At 71.8% G+C, this 14125-nt stretch carries 18 protein-coding genes; 8 read left to right on the top strand and 10 right to left on the bottom strand.

Features of this window, described 5'->3' with window-relative positions:
* Positions 1-62: 62 nt before the first annotated feature.
* Both QQG74_RS11460 and QQG74_RS11455 read left to right on the top strand, forming a co-directional pair.
* The gene (locus QQG74_RS11460) at positions 63-1046 is read left to right on the top strand and encodes an aldo/keto reductase (protein ID WP_341720273.1); all 984 of its coding nucleotides are present in this window, start codon (positions 63-65) and stop codon (positions 1044-1046) included.
* Between the two features lie 53 nt (positions 1047-1099).
* Positions 1100-1294 carry a hypothetical protein gene (locus QQG74_RS11455; protein ID WP_341720272.1) on the top strand — a complete coding sequence of 65 codons (195 nt, stop codon included), beginning with the start codon at positions 1100-1102 and terminating at the stop codon, positions 1292-1294.
* A 175-nt stretch (positions 1295-1469) separates the two neighbouring features.
* On the opposite strand, the gene QQG74_RS11450 is transcribed toward QQG74_RS11455, so the two are convergent.
* From QQG74_RS11450 to QQG74_RS11420, 7 genes are all read right to left on the bottom strand, one after another.
* Entirely contained in the window at positions 1470-1673 is a 204-nt protein-coding gene (locus tag QQG74_RS11450) for a cold-shock protein (RefSeq protein WP_011905669.1), read from the bottom strand.
* A gap of 300 nt (positions 1674-1973) precedes the next feature.
* Positions 1974-2246, bottom strand: a complete 273-nt coding sequence (locus QQG74_RS11445) for a DUF4235 domain-containing protein (RefSeq protein ID WP_341720271.1) — start codon at positions 2244-2246, stop codon at positions 1974-1976.
* Positions 2243-2572: a DUF3618 domain-containing protein gene (locus QQG74_RS11440; protein WP_341720270.1), complete on the bottom strand. Its 330-nt coding sequence runs from the start codon at positions 2570-2572 to the stop codon at positions 2243-2245. Before QQG74_RS11440 ends, QQG74_RS11445 begins: the two co-directional genes overlap by 4 nt.
* The gene (locus QQG74_RS11435) at positions 2569-3003 is read right to left on the bottom strand and encodes a phage holin family protein (protein ID WP_341720269.1); all 435 of its coding nucleotides are present in this window, start codon (positions 3001-3003) and stop codon (positions 2569-2571) included. The genes QQG74_RS11440 and QQG74_RS11435 overlap by 4 nt, the downstream gene beginning before the upstream one ends.
* Before the next feature lie 271 nt (positions 3004-3274).
* Positions 3275-4474, bottom strand: coding sequence for a mechanosensitive ion channel domain-containing protein (locus QQG74_RS11430; RefSeq protein WP_341720268.1), 1200 nt, complete (start codon positions 4472-4474; stop codon positions 3275-3277).
* Positions 4475-4571: 97 nt separating this feature from the next.
* Positions 4572-5393 (bottom strand): DUF1206 domain-containing protein, encoded by an 822-nt coding sequence (locus QQG74_RS11425; RefSeq protein WP_341720267.1) that lies wholly within the window; start codon positions 5391-5393, stop codon positions 4572-4574.
* A gap of 60 nt (positions 5394-5453) precedes the next feature.
* Positions 5454-5816 carry a hypothetical protein gene (locus QQG74_RS11420; protein ID WP_341721203.1) on the bottom strand — a complete coding sequence of 121 codons (363 nt, stop codon included), beginning with the start codon at positions 5814-5816 and terminating at the stop codon, positions 5454-5456.
* Between the two features lie 78 nt (positions 5817-5894).
* Between QQG74_RS11420 and QQG74_RS11415 the strand changes: the two genes are divergently transcribed.
* Positions 5895-6176 (top strand): GNAT family N-acetyltransferase, encoded by a 282-nt coding sequence (locus QQG74_RS11415; RefSeq protein WP_341721202.1) that lies wholly within the window; start codon positions 5895-5897, stop codon positions 6174-6176.
* Here QQG74_RS11415 and QQG74_RS11410 read toward each other — a convergent pair.
* Positions 6160-7749 (bottom strand): glycoside hydrolase family 3 N-terminal domain-containing protein, encoded by a 1590-nt coding sequence (locus QQG74_RS11410; protein ID WP_341720266.1) that lies wholly within the window; start codon positions 7747-7749, stop codon positions 6160-6162. The genes QQG74_RS11415 and QQG74_RS11410 overlap by 17 nt on opposite strands.
* Positions 7750-7886: 137 nt before the next feature.
* Here QQG74_RS11410 and QQG74_RS11405 point away from each other — a divergent pair, with 137 nt between their 5' ends.
* From QQG74_RS11405 to QQG74_RS11390, 4 genes are all read left to right on the top strand, one after another.
* Positions 7887-8009, top strand: coding sequence for a hypothetical protein (locus QQG74_RS11405; protein ID WP_275408815.1), 123 nt, complete (start codon positions 7887-7889; stop codon positions 8007-8009).
* A gap of 69 nt (positions 8010-8078) precedes the next feature.
* Complete coding sequence (locus tag QQG74_RS11400; RefSeq protein WP_341720265.1) at positions 8079-9029, top strand: TIGR03557 family F420-dependent LLM class oxidoreductase; 951 nt, start codon at positions 8079-8081, stop codon at positions 9027-9029.
* A 73-nt stretch (positions 9030-9102) separates the two neighbouring features.
* Positions 9103-10734: a RecQ family ATP-dependent DNA helicase gene (locus QQG74_RS11395; RefSeq protein WP_341720264.1), complete on the top strand. Its 1632-nt coding sequence runs from the start codon at positions 9103-9105 to the stop codon at positions 10732-10734.
* A gap of 101 nt (positions 10735-10835) precedes the next feature.
* Entirely contained in the window at positions 10836-11339 is a 504-nt protein-coding gene (locus QQG74_RS11390; protein WP_341720263.1) for a hypothetical protein, read from the top strand.
* 187 nt (positions 11340-11526) lie between these two features.
* Here the strand turns inward: QQG74_RS11390 and QQG74_RS11385 are convergent, their stop codons facing one another.
* On the bottom strand, positions 11527-12291 hold the full coding sequence (locus QQG74_RS11385) for an ABC transporter permease (RefSeq protein ID WP_341720262.1): 765 nt from the start codon (positions 12289-12291) through the stop codon (positions 11527-11529).
* The gene (locus QQG74_RS11380) at positions 12284-13246 is read right to left on the bottom strand and encodes an ATP-binding cassette domain-containing protein (RefSeq protein ID WP_341720261.1); all 963 of its coding nucleotides are present in this window, start codon (positions 13244-13246) and stop codon (positions 12284-12286) included. Before QQG74_RS11380 ends, QQG74_RS11385 begins: the two co-directional genes overlap by 8 nt.
* 96 nt (positions 13247-13342) lie before the next feature.
* On the opposite strand from QQG74_RS11380, the gene QQG74_RS11375 reads away from it, so the two are divergent.
* Complete coding sequence (locus tag QQG74_RS11375) at positions 13343-14125, top strand: TetR/AcrR family transcriptional regulator (RefSeq protein WP_341720260.1); 783 nt, start codon at positions 13343-13345, stop codon at positions 14123-14125.

Raw genomic sequence — 14125 nt, 5'->3', positions numbered from 1 at the left:
CGTCTTGTTAAGCGTACGGCCCGGCCACGGGCGGGGCAAGGCGGATCACTAGGCTCACCCGTATGGAACAACGCAGCTTCCCCCGGCTGGGTCGGCAGGTAGGCGTGGTCGGCCTCGGCGCCTGGCAGCTCGGCGCCGACTGGGGCACGGTCACCGAGGACGACGCGATGGCGGTGCTGACTGCCGCGGTCGAGGCCGGCGTCACCTTCCTGGACACCGCCGACGTGTACGGCGACGGACGCAGCGAACAGCTGATCGGCCGGTTCCTCGCGGCGCACCCCGACGCCGGGCTGACGGTGGCGACCAAGATGGGCCGCCGCGTGCCGCAGACCCCCGAGGCGTACACCGTGGACAATTTCCGGCAGTGGACCGACCGGTCCCGGCGCAACCTCGGGGTGGACACCCTGGACCTGGTGCAGTTGCACTGCCCGCCGACGGTGGTCTTCGCCGACGACGCGGTCTTCGACGCCCTCGACACCCTGGTCGCCGAGAAGCGGATCGCCGCGTACGGCGTCAGCGTGGAGACCTGCGACGAGGCGCTCACCGCGATCGCCCGCCCCGGGGTGGCCAGCGTCCAGATCATCCTGAACGCGCTGCGGCACAAGCCGCTGGAGCGGGTGCTGCCGGCCGCTGCCGCCGCCGGGGTCGGCATCATCGCCCGCGTACCGCTGGCCAGCGGGTTGCTCTCCGGCCGCTACGACGAGCAGACCACCTTCCCCGCCGACGACCACCGCTCGTTCAACCGGCACGGCGAGGCGTTCGACGTGGGCGAGACCTTCTCCGGCGTCGACTTCGCCACCGGGCTGGCCGCCGTCCGCCGGCTCGCCCCCCTGGTCGGCGACGACCGCACGACTGCCCAGTTCGCGCTGCGCTGGGTGCTGGACCAGGCGGGGGTCACCGTGGTCATCCCCGGTGCCCGCGACGCGGCACAGGCCCGCGCCAACGCCGCCGTGGCCGACCAGCCGGCACTGTCCACGACGGAACTGGCGCAGGTGAGCGCGGTATACGACGACCTGATCCGTCCGCAGGTGCACCACCGATGGTGACCGACGCGCCGGGTGCAGTGACCGCCGACGGGTCCCGGCAGAGGGAGGTCGCGATGAGTGGCTGGTTCCGCCTCACCCTCGGTCTGCTGGCCGTGGTCGTGGGTGCACTCTGGACCGTGCAGGGTCTCGGCTACGTCGAGGGCAGTGTGCTCACCGACAAGCGGGTCTGGGCGATGGTCGGCGCGGTGCTGATGCTGGCCGGCGCGGTCCTGCTCTGGCTCGGTGCCCGGGCCCGCGGTCGCCGCTGAGCGACCGGTGGGAAGGCCCGATGCCTGGCGTTTCCCACCGGTGCGGCGGTGACACCGAGGCACAGCGGACGGGAGTCACAGACGCGGAAAGCCCCGCGTCCCGGACGGGATGCGGGGCTTCGCTCGATCCGAGTGGTCGGATCACCCATTGCCGGCGGTCACCGGCCGGCACCACTCAGAGGGGGCGGACCTGCTCGGCCTGCGGACCCTTCTGGCCCTGGGCGATCTCGAACTCCACCCGCTGGTTCTCCTCCAGCGTGCGGTAGCCGCTGGTCTGGATGGCCGAGAAGTGGACGAACACGTCAGCACCCCCGCCGTCGACGGTGATGAAGCCGAAGCCCTTGTCAGCGTTGAACCACTTCACGGTTCCCTGCGCCATGTGTATCTCCTTCTAAAACTGGCGGCCGAGCACGCCGTGCGGCCGGTTGGCCGTTTTCGAGCAGCGGTGCCTGAGGCGGCCCCCAGTGAAGGGAACTTCTCTCAACCCACGCCATCTCGCAACAGCGTGGAACAGCAAACCACGTACGCAAAAACTTCGCACAGCCTACCCGACGAAATTCTCCGACATGTGACCTGAAGGATGCGTCAGGTCCGCCGGGCGGCGCTGTCCGGTACGGCGAAAGGCCCCCTCACCAGCGAACCGGCGAGCGCGGCCTGACCACGCGTTTTTCCGTTGTGACTAGTCCGGCCAGCGGCCGGTCAGTCGGCGCACCCCGACCGCTCCGCCCCGGTCCACAGCGGCCCGGACCACCGAAAAAATGGCTCCCTGTAGGGCTGCCGCCGCGAGGATCTCGCCCCATCGACGGTCCTCGTCGGTCGGGTTCGGGGCATCGCCGTCGCCGGCGGTCATCTTCCACACCTGGCGGAAGATCGCGCCCGCGAGTGCACCAGCGGCGAAGCCGGCCAGGATGCCGACCGGCCGGTAGGCGGCCTTGCCGATTCCCTTGCTCACCCTCGCCTCCCTCTGATGATCAGCAACACCACTGCGGCAACCACCGCGCCGGCCGCGAGAGCCACGAACGGCGCCGGACCCGACCGCATCGCGACCTCGCCGGACCCCTCCTGCTCATGGCGGAGCCCGGCCTGCGCGCGGACCCGCGCCACGGTCTGCGCGGCCTGCTCCCGCACCCGTTCGCGGGCCTGGTCCGCCGAAGACTTCAGTCGCTTCTTGACGTCGGCCTTGGCGGCCAACGCCTCCATCGTCTCGCCCAACTCGACCCGGGTACGCCGGATCTCCTCCCGCAGCGCCTCGGTGTCGCCGGTTCCGTTGCGTGTCATGCCCGTCCCCTGTCCTTGACCGCGGCGCTGAGCACGTCGACGTCGGCGCGCAGGCTGCGTACGGTCGCCTGCGGCACCGGCGGAACCGCCCGGTTCACCTGCCGCTTGCCGATCAGGGCGAGCACGCCGGCAACCAGGAACAGGGCCGCCGCCACGATCAGGGCCGCCGCCCAGGCGGGCAGCACCAGGGCCAACAGCAGGATCGCGGCGGTGATCAGCGCGCCGAGACCGAAGAAGGCGAGCGCACCCCCGCCCGCGAGCAGACCGGCACCGATGCCGGCGTGTTTGCCCTTCGCGGTCAGCTCCGCGCGGGCCAGCGCGAGTTCGTCGCGCACCAGGCGGGACACCTGCTCGGCCGCCCGCTGGACCAGCTCGGCGGTGGACGGTTCGCTCCCGTTCTGGGAGACGCGGACGTTCGCCACATCAGCCATGCTGTCCCCCTCTCATCGTTCCCGCGCTGTATGCCCGAAGTCGCTGCCCGTCAATCCTGTCCAGCGGAAAGGAGCAGAAGCGTCGTCGCAGCAGGTCCCCATCAAACGCGCCGCCAAACGTCCTCGACCGTCGCCGTTCGGGCGTAACCGCAGGAATCCGGCTAACCGGAGAGCGCTGATTCCGCGGACCGGAGAGCGTGAGTTCCGCGGACCGGAGAGCGTGCGACGAGCGACCGGAGAGCGTGCGACAGACGGACCGACGCGCCAACGGTCAGCGGCGGGCCTCGGCGGTCTCGTCGGGGCCGACGAAGGCTTCGCTGCGGGCCTCGCCGTCGTCACTGCCGCCGAAGAGACGCGCGTCGTCCGGGACCTCGCCCTCGGCGGGGCGGCGGACGGCCGAGGCCCGGGGCTTCACCCACTGCCAGGGCAGGTTGCCGGCACCGTCGCCGACCTCGGTCCGCAGCCGGGGCATCGCGGTGGGCCGCTGGTCGCGTACCCAGGCCACCAGATGCTCGCGGACCAGGCAGCGCAGGTCCCACAGAGCCCCGGCGCTGCCGGCGCTGACCAGCGCCCGAACCTTGATCATGCCGCCGGTCGCGTCGGTGACCTGGAGTACGCAGACCCGGCCGTCCCACAGCTCGGTGCTCTCCACCAGCCGACGCAACTCCTCCCGCATGGCCTGCACCGGGACCGACCAGTCGACCTCGAACTCGGCCGTGCCGAGCACCTTCGCCTCGGTGCGCGTCCAGTTCTGGAACGGGGTGCTGGTGAAGTAGGAGGTGGGCAGGATCAGCCGCCGGTCGTCCCAGATCTGCACCACCACGTAGCTGAGCGTCAACTCCTCGATCCGGCCCCACTCCCCCTCGACCACGACCACGTCGTCGAGGCGGACCGCGTCGCTGAAGGCGAGTTGCAGGCCGGCGAAGACGTTGCCCAGCAGGCTCTGCGCGGCCAGCGCGGCGACGATACCGACCACACCGGCACTGGTCAGTACGCCGGCACCGATGCCGCGCACCGCGGGGAAGGTCATCAGCATCACGCCGACGGTGAGCACGACGATCACCACGATGGTCACCCGGCGCAGCATCACGACCTGGGTGCGGACCCGGCGGGCGTGCCGGTTGTCCGGCACGTCCACCCGGAACCGGGCCAGCGCGGTGTCCTCCACCACCACCAGCAGCGAGGCGACCAGCCAGGCGGTGGCCGCGATGACCGCGAGCACCAACATGTGCAGCAGGGCCTGTCGCCAGCCGGTGCCGACCGCGTACCCGGTGCTGAACCGGATGGCGAACTGTACGGCGAGCACGGTGGCGGCGACCTGGAAGGAGCGGTGCGCGTGCTCCGCCAGCTCGGTCAACAGCAGCGACCGACGACCCCATCGCCTGATGAGGCGGTGGACCACCTCGACCACGGCAAGGGCGATCGCCGCCGCGGCGAACGCGGCGACGATCGTCACGAGGTAGCTGTGCACGTGTCCTTCTCCTTCTGACCCGACGGCAAGATCCGCACAAAGGGGCAATGTTGCCTCGGATCCTCGCCACCGGCCACCGTGGGGGGTGGTGGAGAAGTCAGACCTTGCGGTAGCGGGACTGGAGGAAGCAGTAGACACCGAAGGCGGCGATGCCCAGGCCGATGAGCACCAGCAGGATGGTACCGAACGGCTGGTCACGCAGCGTCCGCAGCGCGGCGTCCAGGCCCCGGGCCCGCTCCGGGTCGTAGTTGACCGCGGCCAGCACGACCAGCAGGCCGGTCACGGCGAACGCGCTGCCCCGGGAGATGTAGCCGGCCATGCCGAGCCGACGCGCGAGCTGGCTGGTCCGGGCGTTCATCTCGCCGGTCTTCAGGCGCTTCATGAACTTCTTCTGGAAACCGTAGATGCTCATGCCGATGCCGAGCCCGATCAGCGCCAGGCCGGCGAGCCCGACCAGCCACCGACCGCCGGTGGACTCCATCATCCGAGCGGTCAGCTCCTCCTGCTGGGAGGCGCTGTCGGAGTTGGCGTTGGAGAAGACCTTCCAGGCGGTCCAGGCCAGCCAGAGGTAGATGACCGTCCGGGCGGCCGAGATGATCCGCTCCTTGAGGCGGTCGTTGCCTCGTTCGGTGCGGTGCCCGACGGCCGCTTCGAGGGCCTGCCAGATGGCCATCGCGACCATACCGACCGCGATGGCGATGACCAGGAACTTGCCCATGGGTTGCGCGGCGAGGGTACGCAGCGCGCCGGACTGGTCGCCGTCGTCGGCGGAGTTGCCGAAGGCGATCTGTAGCGCCAGCCAGCCGAACAGCAGGTGCACGATCCCGTAGCCGATGAAGCCGGCCCGGGCGAGGAGTTCCAGCCACCGGCTGTCGGCCGTACGGGCAGCGGTGGCTTCGGCGTTCCGGGTGAGAGACATGGGCCCTCAATCTCCGATGGCGAAGATTTCCAAACGTGCGCCACCGCCGCCCGGTCGAGGTCAGCCCGGGTTGCGCGAGATATCCACCTTCACCTCGGAGTCGGTGACGCTGTCCAGGGTGACCGCGAGCCCACCGACCTCGGTGGCCTGCTGGCCGACCGTCAGCGACAGCTGCTGGCCGGCCACCTCGATGGTGACCACGTCGTCCTGCGCCTCGACCAGTCGGGCCTCCACCCCGAAGATGCTGGCCCGGGCGTCCACGCCCCGGTCGAAGGTGACCGTGCAGGCATCCAGGCGGCAGTCGGTGCGGGCGCCCTCGCTGCTGCACCCGGCCAGCACGGCCGCGCCGAGCGCGAGGCCGGCCAGCAGCCCGGCGGTCTTGCGGAGGGGGATACGGAGGGGATTGCCGGCGAGGGGCTTCATCGTCACGCCGCCAAGGGTACGTCGCACCCGCGAAAAGTTACCGCGCCGCTGCCGGCCGGTGACAATGGGCAGGTGAGCATGCTGATCGAGGACGATCCCGCAAAACGCCGCTACGAGATCCTGGTCGACGACGCGCTGGCCGGCTTCACCGCGTACCTGCCGCGAGACGGGGTGCTCGTCTTCACGCACACCGAGGTGGATCCGGGCTTCCAGCACAAGGGCGTCGGCTCGGCGCTGATCCGCGGCACGCTGGATCAGGTGCGCGAGCGGGGGCAGCGGGTGGTGCCGCGCTGCCCGTTCATGACGGCCTTCATCGAACGTCATCCCGAGTACGCGGACCTGGTCACCAGCCTGGGCTGAGTGCGCCGCCGCCGAGCAACTCGGCCACGGCCCGGCCGGCCGCCCGGGTGGCGCCGTGGGTGGCCACGTGCACGCTGCCGACGACAAGCGCCGGCACCCCCAGCTCCACCACCACCGCATCGGGCCGGCCGGTAAGCGCCCGGTCGACGGCGGCGCGCATCCAGCCGTGCCGGTGCAGGTCGCGGACGACCAGGACCAGCGGGCGGCCGGCGGCACCGGCGGTCGGGTCGGTGGGGACCGTGGCCTCGCTCCAACGGGCGCTGGTGGTGCCCGGCACCAGTTCGGCAAGCGGAGCCGCCACCCCCCAGGGGGTCGCGGTCCCGATCGCGATGTTTGGCGGCGGCTCGAACTCCACCACGTGCGGCGCGGCGGCCAGCGGCAGCGGGGTGGCCGCCGCGCCGGTGGTGATCCGGACGGCGCGTCGGGCGGCCAGCAACCCGACCGCCGAGCCGTCGGCCTGGGCAGCACCCGGACCGCCCTGGGCAGCACCCGGACCGGCCTTGAGCACATCGGGACCGGCCTTGAGCACATCGGGACCGGCCTTGAGCACATCGGGACCGGCCCGCTCCGCGCGGGCGGCCACCGTCCACGCCGCCAGTTGGCCGACCCGCTTCGCCGCCTCGGCCAGCCGTTCCTCAGGCAACTGCCCGGCGATCACCGCCGCCACGATCGCGTCGCGCAGGTGCCGCGCCGTCTGCTCGTCGGCGTGCTCACCGCCGACGCAGATCGCGTCCGCCCCGGCGGCCAGGGCCCGCACCGCCGCGCCGGCCAGGCCGTACCGGCCCGCGACCGCGCGCATCTCCACCGCGTCGGTCACCACCACGCCGTTGAAGCCCATCTCCTCGCGGAGCAGGCCGCCCAGGATCCGTTCGCTGAGCGTGGCCGGCAGCCCGGGATCCAGCGCCGGCACCAGCAGGTGCCCGGTCATCACCGCCTGTACGCCGGCCGCCACGGCGGCCCGGAACGGGCCCAGTTCGACGGCGTGCAGCCGCTGCCGGTCCGCAGTGATCCGAGGCAGGTCGTGGTGCGAGTCGACCCGGGTGTCGCCGTGGCCGGGGAAGTGTTTCGCGCAGGCCGCGACGCCGGCCGCCTGAAGGCCGCGTACCCATGCGGTGGTGTGCCGGGCGACCAGCGCGGGGTCGGCGCCGAACGAGCGGACGCCGATCACCGGGTTGTCCGGGTTCGAGTTGACGTCGACGTCGGGCGCGTAGTTCAGCGTGATGCCGGCGGCGGCGAGTTCACCGCCGAGATCACGGGCGACCTCCTCGGTCAGCACCGGATCGTCCACCGCGCCGAGGGCCAGGTTGCCCGGCCGGGAACTGCCCCGGCCCGACTCGATGCGGGTGACGTCCCCGGCCTCCTCGTCGATCGCGACGATCACGTCGGGCCGCTCGGCGCGCAGCGCGGCGGTGAGCGCGGCCACCTGTGCCGGGTCGACGACGTTGCGGCTGAACAACACGACCGAGCCGAGGCCCGCGCCGAGCCAGCGACAGATCCAGGGCGGCGGGGCGGTGCCGACGAAGCCCGGTTGCAGGACCGCGGCGGCCAGCCCCGCCAGATTGCTCTCGCCCATGCGAGCGTCGCCCCCCGCCTTCTGCGCCGTGGATTCTCTCCGCCACCCGGCGGTGCAGACATGGTCACATTGCGCCACCCAATTAGTCAATAAACCTTACAGTTGTCTTGGGAGCGCTCCGCCGGGAAAGTGCGGCTATGGATCCGCTGCTACTTGCCGACGCGACGAGCCCGGCCGACATCCCCGGCGTACGCCTGCTCGGCCTGGTCGTGGGCGGCCTGCTGCTGCTCATCGCGATCCGGGCGATGTTCCGGCGCTGACCGCGACCGGGGTGTGACCGGCCCCCGCCTGGGTACCGCCGCAGGCACCACCACGGTGAGGGGGAAGAGATGAGGATCGGCTATTTCCTGTCCACAGAGGAGTACGCGCCCGCCGAGTTGCTGGCGCAGGCACGCGCCGCCGAGCGGGCCGGGTTCGAGGCGCTGTGGATCTCGGATCACTACCATCCGTGGATCGACGCGCAAGGGCAGAGCCCCTTCGTCTGGTCGATGATCGGCGCGTTGAGCCAGGCCGTCACGCTGCCCGTCACCACTGCGGTGACCTGCCCGACCACCCGGATCCACCCGGCGGTGCTGGCCCAGGCGGCGGCCACCAGCGCGGTGCTGCACGGCGGCCGGTTCGTCCTCGGGGTGGGTTCCGGCGAGGCGCTCAACGAGCACATTCTGGGTGACCCGTGGCCGCAGGCCGGCGTCCGGTTGGAGATGCTGGAGGAGGCGGTCGAGGTGATGCGGAAACTGTGGGACGGCGGTTTCGTCAACCACTACGGCCGCCACTACCGGGTGGAGCACGCGCGGATCTACACCCGGCCGGAGACGCCCCCGCCGGTCTACGTCTCGGCGTTCGGCCCCAAGGCGGTACGGCTCGCCGCCCGCATCGGCGACGGCTTCATCAACACCATGCCCGACGCCGACCTGGTCCGCCGGTTCCGGGAGGAGGGCGGGGGCGACAAGCCGTGCCAGGCCGGCTTCAAAGCCGCCTACGCGCCGACCGAGGAGGAGGGCGTACGGCTGGCGTACGAGCGTTGGCCGACCGAGGCGATCCCGGGTGAGCTGTTGCAGGTGTTGCCCTCGCCACGCCACTTCGAGCAGGCCGCCCAACTTGTCGACCCGGCGGCGATGCGCGAAACGTTCGTCTGCGGCAACGACGCCGACGCGCACCTGGCGAAGATCGACACGTACGCGAAAGCCGGCTTCGACGAGGTCTACGTGGCCAACACCGGGCCGAACTGGCAGGGGCTGCTCGACCTGTACCAGCGCGAGGTGCTGCCCCGGCTGCGTTGAATCTCACCAGGGACGCACGCTCGCCCGGCCGACGGGTTTCGCCGTCGGAGCACCCGGGTACCTGCGGCCCTCGATGAAGCTGACCACGCACTCGATGTCGTTGCGCCGCGCGGCACGCAGCCTGTTCGGCTGGACCGCCCTGCGCCCCAACCAACTGGCCGCCATGCGGGCGGTGATGAAGCGGCGCGACGCCCTGGTGGTGCTTCCCACCGGTGCCGGCAAGTCGGCGATCTACCAGATCCCGGCCAGCCTGATCCCCGGCCCGACCGTGGTGATCTCGCCGCTGCTCGCCCTTCAGCAGGACCAGATCGCCGCGCTCAACGAACGGCAGCGACCGGAGCTGCGGGCGGTCCGGATCTCCTCGGACGAGAGCCCGACCCAGCAGGCCGAGGCGATCGCCGAGATCCGCGACGGCCGGGCCGAGTTCCTCTTCATCACCCCGGAGCAACTGGCCAATCCGGACCGGCTGGCCGAGGTACGCGCCCTCAAACCGGCCCTGGTCGCGATCGACGAGGCGCACTGCATCTCCGCCTGGGGACACGACTTCCGCCCGGACTACCTGGCCCTCGGTCAGCTCATCGACGGCATCGGCCGCCCGCCGGTGGTCGCGCTGACCGCCACCGCCTCCCCGCCGGTACGCGACGACATCGTCGCCCGGCTGCGCCTGCGCCAGCCGGAGATCGTGGTGTCCGGGCTGGACCGGCCCAACCTCTTCCTGGAGGTGGCGCACTGCCCCACCGAGGACTACCGGTGGCGGCGGCTGGTCGCGTTGCTGCGCGACGACGAGCGGCCGGGAATCATCTACGTGCCCACCCGTCGGGCGGCCGAGGAGTTGGCCGTCCGGCTCACCGAGGCCGGCTTCCCCGCCCAGCACTACCACGGTGGGATGTCCAGCGGCGCCCGCGTCCGGCTGCACGAGGAGTTCCTCGCCGACCAGGTGCCGATCATGGTGGCGACCTCGGCCTTCGGCATGGGCATCGACAAGCCGAACATCGCCTGGGTGGTGCACATGGCGCTGCCCGACTCGCCGGACAGCTACTTCCAGGAGATCGGCCGCGCCGGACGCGACGGCCAGCCGGCCCGCGTACTGCTGCTCTGGCAGGCCGAGGATGTCGGCCTGCAACGCTACTTCAGCGGCGGGCTGCCGGACGCCACCGAGCTGCGGGACCTGGCCGCGCTGCTGCGCCGCGCCCCGGTCACCCGCAAGAAGCTGCGCGAGCTGACCGGACTCGGGCCGCGCAAGCTCGGCCAGTACCTCGCCCTGCTGGAACAGGTCGGCGCCGCCGAGCCCCGCGCCCGACAGCGGGTCGGCGCACCGCGCTACTCGCCCGCTCCGGTCGACGCCGCCGCAGCCGCCGTGGCCGAGGCCGAGCGCCAGCAGAGCCTGACCCGGTCGCGCACCGACATGATGCGCGCCTTCGCCGAGACCAACACCTGCCGGGGACAGACGCTGCTTGCCTACTTCGGCGAGCAGATGACCCAGATCTGCGGGCACTGCGACAACTGCCACGCCGGCACCAGCGTCGCCGACAACGGCGCGGTCGGACCGTTCCCGGTGCACAGCCAGGTCCGCCATCCGGAGTGGGGTTCGGGTCTGGTGCTCAGCTACGAGGAGGGCCGGATGACGGTCCTCTTCGACGAGGTCGGGTACAAGACCCTGTCGGTAAGCGTGGTGTCCGAACAAGGACTACTGACGCTGAACTAACCTGAGCCGGCCGCCTGCGGCGGCTCAACCAGCCGGCCGCCGACGCATCGCATCGGCACGGACCGGCGAGAAGGTGGACGACGAGCGGGAGGGACACAGCCGTGATCGAAGAACCGGCGTACACCGGTTTTGGTTTCTCGGACGAGGAATGGGGGCTGCTGGTCGGCCTGCCGCAGTCGGTACTCACTGCGGCGAGCGCCGCCGAGTCCGACGGCACCCGGGCGACGATGGCCGAGGGCGCCGCCGGCCTGGAGAGCATCTCGGCCGGCCGGGAGTCGGCCAGCCCACTGGTGGCGGCCGTGGCCGGCGAGATCGTCACCCGGGTGGGCGACCCGGAGGCCGGCGAGGAACTGCCGGTCATCGCCCCCGACGACCCTCGCGGCTACGCCGAGGAGGTGCTGGGCCGGGCCAAGCAGGCCGCGGCGCTGCTGGCGGCCAAGGTGGACGAGGGTGAGGCCGGCGCGTACCGGCACTGGCTGGTGGAGATCGCCGAGCACGTGGTCGGCGCGGCCAGCACCGGCGGCATCCTCGGCCTGGGCGGCAGCACGGTCACCGCCTCCGAACGCCGCTTCCGCGACCGCCTAGCCGAAATCCTCAACGACTAACCCCCTTACCCTCCTCCCCTCCCCCTCCCCCTCCCCCTCCCCCTTTTCTCCCCGTTGATCATGAGGTTGGCGGCACTGGTCGATCTTCAAAGTGCCGCCAACCTCATGATCAACACGGGTGAGGGTGGGGTGGGGGTGGGGGTGGGGATGGGGTGGGGGTGGAGGGTGGGGTGGGGTGGGGTGGGGGTTAGGTGGTGCGGCGGTGGAAGAGGAGGGTGGCGAGCAGGACGGCCAGGGCCAGGAAGCCGAGGCACCAGGCCGCCGCCCGGGCCGGCGCGGAGCCGACCGGGGTGTCCAGCAACAGCCCGCGCAGCGACTCGATGACCGGCGTGACGGGCTGGTGCTGGGCGAAACCGCGCAGCCAGCTCGGCATCGTCTCCACCGGCACGAAGGCGCTGCTGGGGTAGGGCAGGAACATCACCAGGAAGGTGTAGCCGCTGGCCGCCTCGGGGGTACGGGCGAGCAACCCGAACGCCGCCGAGAGCCAGGAGACCGCCAGCAGGAACAGCAGCAGCACCCCGGCGGCGGCCAGCCAGCGCAGCGGTGCGACGGCCGGGCGGAAGCCGATGGCGACCGCCACCCCCAACACCAGCACGGTGGAGACGCTGTTGCGCACCACGCTCGCCATCACGTGCCCGCCGAGGATCGACGTGGCCCCCACGTCCATCGTGCGCAGCCGTTCGACCATGCCGGTGGTCAGGTCCGTGGTCACGCTGATCGCGGTGCCCGCGGCACCGTAGCCGGCGCAGAGCAGCAGTACGCCGGGGACCACATAGGTCACGTACGCCGAACCGGTCTGGATCGCCCCGCCGAAGAGGTAGACGAAGAGCAGCATCATCAGCACCGGCAACAGCAGCGAGGTGAGCAGCGCGTCGACGTTGCGCCGGGACAGCCGTACGCAGCGGCCGATCAGCACGGCGGCGTGCCCCGGTCGCAGACTCAGCTCAGACACCGGCCACCTCCCGTTCGGTGCGTACCTCGGGGCCGGTCAGGGTGAAGAAGACGTCGTCCAGGGTCGCCTCCCGGACGGTGAACCGGACCACCCCGTGCCGGTCCGGGTCGACCTCGTCGAGCAGGCGGCGCACCTGCGGCGCGCTGCCGTCGGTGGCCACGGCCAACTGCCGGCGGGCCGGGTCGCGGTGGCTGACCCGGTCGCCCAGCCGCTGCTGCGCGTCGGCGTAGCCGGCCGTGTCCCGCCAGGTCAGCTCCAGCCGCTGGGCACCGAACCGGCGCTTGAGGTCGGCCGCCGTCCCCTCGGCGGCGAGCCGCCCGCCGTGCAGCACCGCGATCCGGTCGGCGAGGCGGTCGGCCTCCTCCAGGTACTGCGTGGTGAGCAGCACCGTGACCCCGGCCCCGGCCAGCTCACCGATCAGCTCCCACAGCCCGATCCGGCTGCGCGGGTCAAGGCCGGTGGTGGGCTCGTCGAGGAAGATCACCGAGGGCGTGCCGACCAGGCTGGCCGCCAGGTCGAGGCGACGTCGCATGCCACCGGAGTACGTCAGCACCCGGCGACCGGCGGCGGCGGTCAGGTCGAAGCGCTCCAGCAGCGCGGTGGCGCGTTGGCGGGCCGCCGGCCGGGACAGCCCGGCGAGCCGGGCCAGCATGGTGAGGTTCTCCTGACCGGTCTGCCCGTCGTCGAGGGCGGCGTGCTGGCCGGCGAGGCTGATCGTCCGCCGTACCCGCCGCCGCTCGCGCAGCACGTCGTGGCCGGCGACCCGGACCGTGCCCGAGTCCGGTCGGGTCAGGGTGGCCAGGATCCGCACGGTGGTGGTCTTGCCGGCGCCGTTGGCACCGAGCAGGGCGTGCACCCCGCCCCTCGGCACCCGCATCGAGAGCCCGTCGAGCACGACCAGACCGGCGAAGGATTTACGCAGGTCGACCAGTTCGACCGCGGGGGGTTCAGGCATGGTCACTCTCCATAATCTGCGTATGGCATACGCTTTAATGCGTAGACCGTACGCAGAAGTTAGGATGATCGTCAAGACCCCGGCCTGGGAGGTGGAGTGGGCGATCCCGACGACGTCCGGTCTGAGAACGACGACGTCCTGCCCGAGAACATGGCGCTCGCCTGGGGGCTGCGCGACCGCCCCGCCCGAGGCCCGAAGCGCAGCCTCAGCCTGGCGCAGGTGGTCGCCACCGGGATCCGGGTGGCGCAGGCCGAAGGGCTCTCCGCCGTCTCGATGAGCCGGGTCGCCAGCGAACTGGGCGTGGGCACCATGTCGCTCTACCGGTACGTACCGACCAAGCACGATCTGCTCGATCTCATGGCCGACACCGCGTACGGGCCGCCGCCGCCACCGCGTGCCCCGGGCGAGGGCTGGCGGCCGGCGCTGGCCCGCTGGGGCGAGGGGAACCTCGCCGCGCTCCGTCGCCAGCCGTGGATCCGGCACGTGCCGATCAGCGGTCCGCCGATCCACCCGAACTCGGTGCGCTGGATGGAGTACGGGCTCGTCGCCCTCCGTGGCACCGGGCTACGGGCCGCCGAGCGGATCTCCACCATCCTGCTGGTCAGCGGGTACGCCCGCAGCTGGGCCGTGACCAGCGCCGACCTTGCCGAGGCAGCCGCCCGCAGCGGGCAGACGCCGGAGGAGGTGGGCCGGCGGTACTGGCAGCACCTGGCCATGGTCACCGCCCCCGGCCCGTACCCGGCCATCCACGAGCTGATCGCCGAGGCAGGCGCGGACGAGGAGGAGAACGAGGCCGAGTGGCGGTTCGGGCTCGACCGGGTGCTCGACGGCGTCGAGACCCTGATCAAGGCCCGCGCGGCCGGCCGGACGCAGCCGTGA

It is taken from the genome of Micromonospora sp. FIMYZ51 (genome assembly GCF_038246755.1).
GTDB lineage: Bacteria > Actinomycetota > Actinomycetes > Mycobacteriales > Micromonosporaceae > Micromonospora.
The sequence above is the reverse complement of the archived record's forward strand: the minus strand, read 5'-3'. Positions and strand labels throughout refer to the sequence as shown.

Coding starts and splice junctions, on each gene's coding strand:
- QQG74_RS11440 (WP_341720270.1), bottom strand. CDS start 2,572: ATGACACGCAACGGAACCGGCGACACCGAGGCGCTGCGGGAGGAGATC.
- QQG74_RS11395 (WP_341720264.1), top strand. CDS start 9,103: ATGAAGCTGACCACGCACTCGATGTCGTTGCGCCGCGCGGCACGCAGC.
- QQG74_RS11450 (WP_011905669.1), bottom strand. CDS start 1,673: ATGGCGCAGGGAACCGTGAAGTGGTTCAACGCTGACAAGGGCTTCGGC.
- QQG74_RS11380 (WP_341720261.1), bottom strand. CDS start 13,246: ATGCCTGAACCCCCCGCGGTCGAACTGGTCGACCTGCGTAAATCCTTC.
- QQG74_RS11435 (WP_341720269.1), bottom strand. CDS start 3,003: ATGGCTGATGTGGCGAACGTCCGCGTCTCCCAGAACGGGAGCGAACCG.
- QQG74_RS11420 (WP_341721203.1), bottom strand. CDS start 5,816: ATGAAGCCCCTCGCCGGCAATCCCCTCCGTATCCCCCTCCGCAAGACC.
- QQG74_RS11405 (WP_275408815.1), top strand. CDS start 7,887: ATGGATCCGCTGCTACTTGCCGACGCGACGAGCCCGGCCGACATCCCC.
- QQG74_RS11410 (WP_341720266.1), bottom strand. CDS start 7,749: ATGGGCGAGAGCAATCTGGCGGGGCTGGCCGCCGCGGTCCTGCAACCG.
- QQG74_RS11425 (WP_341720267.1), bottom strand. CDS start 5,393: ATGTCTCTCACCCGGAACGCCGAAGCCACCGCTGCCCGTACGGCCGAC.
- QQG74_RS11455 (WP_341720272.1), top strand. CDS start 1,100: ATGAGTGGCTGGTTCCGCCTCACCCTCGGTCTGCTGGCCGTGGTCGTG.
- QQG74_RS11460 (WP_341720273.1), top strand. CDS start 63: ATGGAACAACGCAGCTTCCCCCGGCTGGGTCGGCAGGTAGGCGTGGTC.
- QQG74_RS11400 (WP_341720265.1), top strand. CDS start 8,079: ATGAGGATCGGCTATTTCCTGTCCACAGAGGAGTACGCGCCCGCCGAG.
- QQG74_RS11415 (WP_341721202.1), top strand. CDS start 5,895: ATGCTGATCGAGGACGATCCCGCAAAACGCCGCTACGAGATCCTGGTC.